Source organism: Streptomyces sp. NPDC058008, from assembly GCF_042886395.1.
GTDB lineage: Bacteria > Actinomycetota > Actinomycetes > Streptomycetales > Streptomycetaceae > Streptomyces.
On record NZ_JBHVQX010000004.1, the window covers coordinates 248,625 to 256,725 of the forward strand.

Genomic DNA, 8,101 nt, shown 5'->3' on the forward strand with positions numbered 1-8,101 from the left:
GTTGAGGAGAGGCAGTGCAGTCCAAGCGCGACCAGGTACAGGCCCACAGTTTCATGATGGGGAGGCTCAGTTCCGGTCTGCTGACGGCCGACCCGGACGCACCGGAGAGCCCGCTGGGGCGCACCACCCGAGGAGTGGTCTTCGGCCTGCTGGTGACCGTCCTGCTCGGTGCCGGCGCCACCGTCTTCGGGCTGCTGCGCCCGGGCGGGAACGACGGCTGGCGGGACGGCAAGCATCTGGTGGTCAACCGTGAGACCGGTGCCCGGTACCTGTGGACCGGAACCGACGGCGTACTGCACCCGGTGCGCAACTACGCCTCGGCGAGGCTGATCGGCGGTTCCGACCTGGCGACCTCCGACGTCGCCACCGCCTCGCTGGGCGGTGTCCCGGTGGGGGCACCGGCCGGAATCCCCGGCGCTCCTGACGCCGTGCCCGGACCGGGCGAGCTCGACGACGGGGCCTGGCACATGTGCGTCACGGGTCCGGACGGGGCGCTGCCCAGCACCTCCGGCGCCGTGGCGGACACCGGGGTGGACAAGCCGGGCGCCACCACCGTGGTCGCGGGGGCACCCCTGGACTCCCGGAACGTCGGCGGGGACCGGGGGGTGCTGGTCAGCGGCCCGGACGACAACGAGTACCTGGTGTGGCGGGGCAGCAGGCTGCCGCTGGACCGCGCCTCGGACGCCGCCAACGCCCTCGGCTACGGCTCGGAACGGGCGATGCCGGTCTCCGCGGCCTTCCTCGACGCGCTCGCCCCCGGCCCGGCCCTCAAGCCGCCCGCGGTTCCCGGGCGCGGTCAGGAGGGCCCGGACCTCGGCGGCGGGGCGAGCCGGATCGGCCAGGTGTTCAACGTCAGCGTGCCCGGCGGCGGCAGCACCTACCACCTGCTGCGGAAGGAGGGGCTGGTGCCGCTGACCCGGCTCGGCGCCGCCCTCGTGCTGGGCGACCCCGCGACGCAGAAGGAGGCCTACGCGGGGAAGTCGCCCGAGGCGCGCTCCGTGGGCGCGGACGCGCTGCGCACGCACGGGGCGAAGGACCCGGGCCCCGCCGTGTCGGCGGAGCTGCCGGACGCACCCCCGGCCCCGCAGCCGGCGCCCCGCGGCACCGCTCTCTGCGCCCAGGTGGACGGCGACGACGGCGGCACCCGGATCAGGTCGGTCCTGGTCCCGCTGACCGCGCTCGCCCCGGTCGTGGTCTCGGAGGGAACGGCGCAGCCGCTCAGCCCGGCCTGCGTCCGGACGGACGCCACGGTGGTACGGCCAGGGCGCGGAGCCCTCGTCAGGGCCCTGCACGCGAGCGGCGCCGCGCACGCCGGCACGACCTACCTGGTCGCGGAGAACGGCGTGAAGTACCGGGTTCCGGCCAAGGACGCGCTGGCGGCGCTCGGTTACGCGGCCGGAGACATCGGCTCGGTCCCGGCCCCCCTGCTCGCCGCCCTCCCGACCGGCGCGGACCTCGACCCGGCCGCCGCCTCCGGCATCGCGAAGCCCCGTGTCACGGCCCCGCGGTGCGAGGCCGAGGCGCCGAAGGAGAGCGGCGATACGGACAAGGCGGACGCAGGGGACGGTCCCGGCGCGGCCGACTCCGCGTCCTGATACAGGTGAAAACGCACATACGGCATCGAACAAAGGGAAAAGCGGCGGACGGATTGATTCGCACCGGCGGGCGGTGGATTTCCCGCGACCCGAACGCACGGGGAAACCTCAGATAAAGCTCAGATATTCGGGTCGCGGGCGGCCGTGAATCCCGTCGGTCCGTGCGGCGTGCCTGGAACGGGCCGCCCGGGTGACCGTTCGCCTTCTTCGGCTGCCCGTTTCCCGGCCGTATCCGCCGCCCGGCGGGCGGTTGCGGGTGCGGCCGGAGTGCGGCTCACGAGCGGCGGGTTCATCCCGAGGAAACATTGCGACAACTCCGTTGCCATGCAGGGATTCCGTCGACTGCCCTATGCTCAAATCTTCCCCACACGCGTTGCGCGGAACGCTGAGTTCTCTTTAGCCTCAGCGGGCAAGTGTGCAACGAGACCGGCCTGAACGAAGGGAGCGCGACATGGCGGACAGTGCCGCGAGGAAAGCGGATTATGCCAAGGGCTTGGGAGGTGTCTCCTCCCTGGAGTCGGCCCGTAGCTCTGTCGAGAAGATCCAGAACAACGTCGCGGAGATCGCGGCGCGTTCGGGCGTCGGCGGCGACGAGGGCCAGGCCCTGCTGAAGCTCTTCCGCAGCTGGAACGGCGAGGCGCAGAAGGTCGTCGTCCAGATCAGCAAGATGGTCGACGCGCTCCAGGAGAACGTGACCTCGGCCAACCGCCTGGCGAAGGAGAACCAGGACCTGACCGAGGTGCTCAACAGCAAGACCAGCCAAGGCGTCTTCGAAGCGCTGCGCTGACCCCCCACAAGCGGTGCCGGCTCCCTTCGGGGGGACCGTGCACAGAGAGCGGCCCGGGCCCTGGAGCCCGGCCACCCGAGAGGAGATGTCATGGCTGACGGCATCATCGACGTGCAGTACTCCACGGTCCGGAACGCGATCGAGGAGCTGAAGGGCCAGACCCAGCAGATCATCACCACCCTCAACAACCTGGAGGACGAGCTGAGGCCGCTCGTCGCCTCATGGGAGGGTGACGACCAGCAGATGTACCGCGGGGTCCAGGCGGAGTGGGACCAGGCCACCAAGAACATGGCGCTGCTCCTCGGGGACAGCGGTGAACTGGTGCAGAGCATCCACGACAACCACTCCCGTGACGAGCGCAAGAGCGCCGACAACTGGGGCAGCGTGCGGGCTCGCTGAGGTTCCTCCGTCCTGATCGTGCCGGGGCACGCGTGCCCCGGCACGATCAGGACGGCATCTCCTGGGCCCGGCCGGATCGCCCCCGTACGTCCGGCCTGCCCGTAACCCCGGTCCGGCACCGAACGGCAGGAGGACGTCCCATGGCCGCTGACAAGGCCGACGTCAAGCATTTCGACTTCAAGCAGATGGAGAACTTCCGCGACAACGAGGTGCACCCGGTGTACACCGCCGCGAAGAAGCACCGCGAGGACGGCAACGGATCCGATGTCCGGCCGCTCGGTGACCTCATCGACGGGCACACCACCGAGGACAACCTCGACCAGAGCCAGCAGCTCCTGCGCATCGGCAAGATGGCCACCGAGAAGCTGGTCTCGGGACCGACCCTGCTGGAGGACGTCCGCACGGCCGCCACGGCCATCGACAAGCTGCTCGGCGACCAGATGAAGCTCTTCAAGGAGCTGAAGGAAGCCCTCACCGAGACCATCGACGACGCGAACGAGACCAAGAACAAGAACCTCGACGCGATCGACGCCCAGACGCTGCTGCAGACCTTCGAAGAGGTCGACACGCTCACCAGCGGCTCGTCGGGCGAAAGCACCACCTGAGCCCGTACCGCACGGGCCGGCCGGCGCCTTCGCCGCCCGGCGTGTGAGAGACAGCGGTCCGCGCAGCCGCGCGGACGCGTGGTGTGCCCGTACGACAGACAACCGACCAGAAAGAGCGCCCGGTGGCAAAAGGGTACGATGAGCACTCCGGCGACCACGTCGCCGAGTACGCAGATGTCAAGGAAACGCCGGCCGACACCTGGGCCGCTCTGGTCACGCACATCACCGGCTATCCGGTGCCGGACCGCAGCACGATCTTCGACACCCTCCGCTCGGACCACGGCGGCAAGCTCTTCCGGATGGACATCCAGTCCAAGAGTCTCGACATGCTCACCAAGGACTCCGGGTTCCTGATGAACAAGGGCGAGGACTACGACATCTGGTTCTTCGACAGCGGCAAGAAGTACTCGATCCGGCAGGCCCGGATCGTCTTCGAGGGCCGCGTGAAGGCCGGTGACGAAGTCATCTTCGCCAGTCCCAACTCCGACAACGTCCACGACGCGCAGGTCCGGGGCGGCAACGAGTTCACGGACTACAACAAGGACAAGATGAGTACCGTGGCGCTCGCCCGGTACATGAACGGGCCCCGGGCGGCGCTCCTCGAACTGCTCACCGGCAACACCAAGAACGCCCGGTTCAGTGACCTGGGCGTCCCCGAGGCCGGGGTGGTGGACCTGACCTCCTTCAACAAGACGGGCGACTCGTTCGACTTCGCGGCCAAGTTCTTCACGGACCACGCGGGGGTGCTGAAGGACTGGGAGGACCGCTTCGGCGGGGACGGCGCGAGCTGGAAGGGCGAGGCCGCCGAGGTATTCCGCAGCCTGCTGAAGAAGATCCGTGAGAACTACGACAGTTACGTCGAGACCTTCAAGGCCACGTCCAGCACCGGCGACGAGGCGGTGGCCGGCAAGACGGTGTACTCACAGGCCCTGTCCCTGGGGCGCACCTACCTGGAGAACGCGGCCAACGACCTGCTGGACGCATGGCTGAAGTGGGCCAACTCCCCGTACTACGACCCGCACCAGGTGCTGCGCTACATCCTGGACGAGCTCGCACGGTGGGTGGACAAGGAGAACGTCGACCGGACGGAGATCCAGTCGTACACCTCGCAATACATCACGACCATCAGCCACAAGCCGAAGGAGGGGTTCACCCAGGTGCACCCCGAGTACGGCGACCTCACGGACATCGCGAACTGGGCGAAGGTCGGTGACGCGGCGGTCAAGCTCTGGTCCCAGGGAGTGGACGACTACCTGACCAAGCCCGCCGCGAAGGTGCAGTCCGCCCTGAACAACCACTTCCTCGACCTGGGCAAGGACTTCTCCGACAACATCCCCGAGCCGAAGTCGACGAGCACGGCCTCGGAGGAGTACGAGAAGAAGAAGCTCAAGGAGGAACAGGACGAGGCCAAGGCCCAGCGCGACAAGGACAAGGCCGACGCGGACAAGCTGCGGGACGAGGCGAACGCCCAGCGCGCGGAGGACAAGGCCGAGGCCGACAAGCTCCGGGCGGAGGCCGAGGCGCAGCGCGCGGAGGACAAGGCCTACGCCGACAAACTGCGGGCGGAGGCCGAGGCGCAGCGCGCGGAGGACAAGGCCGAGGCGGACAAGCTGCGGGACGAGGCGAACGCCCAGCGCGCGGAGGACAAGGCCTACGCGGAGAAACTGCGGGCGGAGCAGCAGGCGGAGGCGGACGAGGCCAAACGCCAGGCCGACGAGCAGGCCAAGGCGCTCGGCGACAGTCTCGGCGGTCTCAACGGCCCGGGCGGCGGCAACGAGGTGAACCTCGGCGGACTGGACGACCTGCTGAACGGGAACAAGCCGGTCACCGAGAGCCTGGGCAGCCTGGGGGACGTGAACAACCCGGGCGGCGACGGCAACGGTGCCGTCGGTGACGCGAACAAGGCGGTCTTCGAGAGCCTCGGCGCGCCGGGGGACCTGAACAGCCCGGGCGGCGTGGACGGCAACCAGCAAGGCCCCTCGGGGGGCCCGCTGCCGGTCAGTCAGAACCTGGGCGGTCTCGGAGCGGTCAACGGCGGCGCGGGCGGGACGAACAAGGCCGCGAACGACGCCATCACCCGGAACCTGGGCGGTCTCGGCGACCTGAACACCGGCGGCGGCTCGCCCCTCACCACCCCGACGGGTGGCAACACCCAGCTCGACGACGGCAGGCTCACCACGGAGTTCCCGGACGGCAGCCGCAGCACCTTCGATCCCGACAACGGGCTGCTCACCACCACCCACCCGGACTCCGGCGTCACCACGCAGAACCTCACCGACGGCATGAAGGTGACCAACCCGGACGGCTCGGTCACCTCGCTCGGTGACGACGGCAAGCTGACGACCACCTTCCCCGACGGCACGAGCCAGGTCGTCGACCCCGCGACGGGCCAGGCCGTCACCACCGACCCGGACGGCAGGACCACCACCCAGAACCTCGGCAGCCTCGGCAACCTGAACAGCCAGGACATCCTGGGCGGGCCGTCGGACACGGGGGGCCTCGGTGACCTCAACTCCGACCTGCCCACCGAATCGATCGGAGACCTGGGCGGCCTGGGGAACCTCAACTCCTCCCTGTCCGGACTGGAGACTCCGACCGGCGGCCACACCTCGCTGGTGAACGACGACTTCAGCACGCTGTTCCCGGACGGCAGCAAGGGGGTCTTCGACCCGAACAGCGGATCGTTCACCATGACCGGCCCGGACGGCTCGACCGTGACCACCGACCTCACCCACGGGGCGACGGTGAACAACCCGGACGGCTCCACCACCGCCCTGGACAACGGACAGCTGACCAACACCTTCCCCGACGGCAGCAAGCAGGTCATCGACCCCGACACCGGCATCGCCACCATCACCGACCCGCAGGGCCAGACCCGGACGGTGGACCTGCACGACCTCAACACGGGCGGCGGCAGGGACAGTTCCGGCCTCCTCGACGGCCTCGGCGGTCTCGGCGGCCTCAACGGGTCGAGCGGCCTCGACGGTCTCGGCGGTCTGAACGGGTCGGGCGGCCTCGACGGTCTCGGGGGCCTGAACGGGTCGGGCGGTCTCGGTGATCTCGGCGGTCTGAACGGGTCCGGCGGCCTCGGCTCGGGCGGTGGCACCACCACCACGGGGGACGTGCAGTTCTCCAACCTCGGCAGCGGCGGCGGTCAGACGGGCACCTCGGGGCTCGGCGGCGGCCTCTCCCCGGACGGGGCCGGCGGCTCGGTCGACCCGCTCTCGGACGGTGCCACGAGCGGCACGGGCAGCCCGCTCGCCGCATCCGCCCAGTCCGGCACCCCTGGCGCCCCGGGCACGCCCGGCAGCCCGGGCATGCCGATGGGCGGCGGTATGGGCGGCATGGGCGGAGGCGGCGACAAGGGCAACGGTGAGCGAGTGCGCGCCGTCCTGGTCGACGCCGCGGAGGAGAGCGAGCGACGCAACCGCCGCCGCCGCAGCCCGTGGAACCGTCAGGAGGACAGCGACACCTTCCTGGCGCCCGCTTCCCGGGTGGCGACCACCGGCGGCGAATCGCCCGAGGAGAAGGCGGAGCCGGGCCGCAAGGTCACGACGTCCGCCGACTACCTGGAGGAGGACGCCGATGTGTGGGGCACCGAGGAGGGCGGCACACCGTCCGTCATCGGCCGGTGAGCGGCGCCCGGTCGCCGCGTACCCCACCGGCGGGACGGACACAGCCCACCCCCGCCTTCCCGTGGCGGGCGCCGACCAGGCAAGATCGGCGGAGAAGCTGAGACAACGCGCAGGACCGTACGCCCCGGACGGGGCGTACGTGGGGACCGACGGAGAAGGAGGGGAACGAGCGTGACGGAACCGCTGGAGAAGCGCCTGGAGAAGGCCATGGCCGAACTGCAGGCGGCCCAGGAGGCGGTGGCGCGTACCGAGCGGGAACTGCGGACGGCGTCGTTCTCGTCGCTCTCCTCCGACCGCGCGGTCCGTGCCACCTCCGGCCCCCAGGGCGAGCTGGCCGGGATCGAGTTCCTGGAGAACAAGTACCGCGACATGTCCCCCCAGGAGTTGGCGGCCAGCGTCCTGGAGGCGGCGAGCGCGGCGCGCACGAAGATGAACCGGCACGTGATGAAGGCGATGGCGCCCTTCGCCGAGCCCAGCAGCGACGTGCCGGAACTGAAGGGCTTCGAGCTGGACTGGGAGCGCATCTTCGGTCCCGAGGTGCTGCGGGAGGACGAGGACACGGCACGCGGAGGCCGTGGGACCCCCGCATGGCGGGACGCACTCGGCGAAGAGGGAGGGGACTGAGGGATGGGACAGCGTTACTACGCGGACCCGCAGCGCATCGAGGCTCTGGCGAAGCAGCTGGAGGAGATCGGCACCCTGACCAGAAGCATGACCGAGGAGTTCCTCGACGAGCTGGCACCCACGGTGAACTGGCCCGGCACGGAAGGCGACTTCGCGGAGAAGGCCAAGCCGCAGGAGCAGAAGGAACGCCAGACCACCAAGGACACCATGCTGTCCATCCGTGATGCGCTGGTCGGCATCACCGACGCCACGGTCAGTCAGGTCCGGATGATGAAGGACACCCGCGACCACAACATCGAGCAGGTCGAGAAGGGCACCAGCCGTATCGAGACCGACGGGATCGGCGACAGCTCGGGCGGGCATGGCCGCCGCTGACCGCCGCTCCGCCGGCCGCTCCCGCACCGCACGGGGAGCGGCCGCTCCGTCCTGCCCGCACGGGCTCCAGGACGGCCCTCG

At 70.1% G+C, this 8,101-nt stretch carries 7 protein-coding genes; all 7 read left to right on the forward strand.

All coding sequences use genetic code 11. The annotated features are described in order from the left end of the window. Positions 1 to 14 precede the first annotated feature (14 nt). Positions 15 to 1,595, forward strand: coding sequence for a type VII secretion protein EccB (gene eccB, locus ACFVS9_RS05965; RefSeq protein WP_383114448.1), 1,581 nt, complete (start codon positions 15 to 17; stop codon positions 1,593 to 1,595). Positions 1,596 to 2,046: 451 nt separating this feature from the next. After that, complete coding sequence (locus ACFVS9_RS05970; RefSeq protein WP_383114447.1) at positions 2,047 to 2,382, forward strand: hypothetical protein; 336 nt, start codon at positions 2,047 to 2,049, stop codon at positions 2,380 to 2,382. Between the two features lie 90 nt (positions 2,383 to 2,472). Further along, complete coding sequence (locus ACFVS9_RS05975) at positions 2,473 to 2,781, forward strand: WXG100 family type VII secretion target (RefSeq protein WP_383114446.1); 309 nt, start codon at positions 2,473 to 2,475, stop codon at positions 2,779 to 2,781. Between the two features lie 140 nt (positions 2,782 to 2,921). After that, positions 2,922 to 3,386, forward strand: a complete 465-nt coding sequence (locus ACFVS9_RS05980; RefSeq protein WP_383115331.1) for a type VII secretion system-associated protein — start codon at positions 2,922 to 2,924, stop codon at positions 3,384 to 3,386. A gap of 122 nt (positions 3,387 to 3,508) precedes the next feature. Continuing rightward, positions 3,509 to 7,021: an AAWKG family protein gene (locus ACFVS9_RS05985; protein WP_389930372.1), complete on the forward strand. Its 3,513-nt coding sequence runs from the start codon at positions 3,509 to 3,511 to the stop codon at positions 7,019 to 7,021. Between the two features lie 171 nt (positions 7,022 to 7,192). Beyond that, positions 7,193 to 7,645 (forward strand): YbaB/EbfC family nucleoid-associated protein, encoded by a 453-nt coding sequence (locus tag ACFVS9_RS05990; RefSeq protein ID WP_383115333.1) that lies wholly within the window; start codon positions 7,193 to 7,195, stop codon positions 7,643 to 7,645. Between the two features lie 3 nt (positions 7,646 to 7,648). After that, entirely contained in the window at positions 7,649 to 8,020 is a 372-nt protein-coding gene (locus ACFVS9_RS05995) for a hypothetical protein (protein ID WP_383115334.1), read from the forward strand. Positions 8,021 to 8,101 lie beyond the last annotated feature (81 nt).

Coding starts and splice junctions, on each gene's coding strand:
- ACFVS9_RS05970 (WP_383114447.1), top strand. CDS start 2,047: ATGGCGGACAGTGCCGCGAGGAAAGCGGATTATGCCAAGGGCTTGGGA.
- ACFVS9_RS05975 (WP_383114446.1), top strand. CDS start 2,473: ATGGCTGACGGCATCATCGACGTGCAGTACTCCACGGTCCGGAACGCG.
- ACFVS9_RS05980 (WP_383115331.1), top strand. CDS start 2,922: ATGGCCGCTGACAAGGCCGACGTCAAGCATTTCGACTTCAAGCAGATG.
- ACFVS9_RS05995 (WP_383115334.1), top strand. CDS start 7,649: ATGGGACAGCGTTACTACGCGGACCCGCAGCGCATCGAGGCTCTGGCG.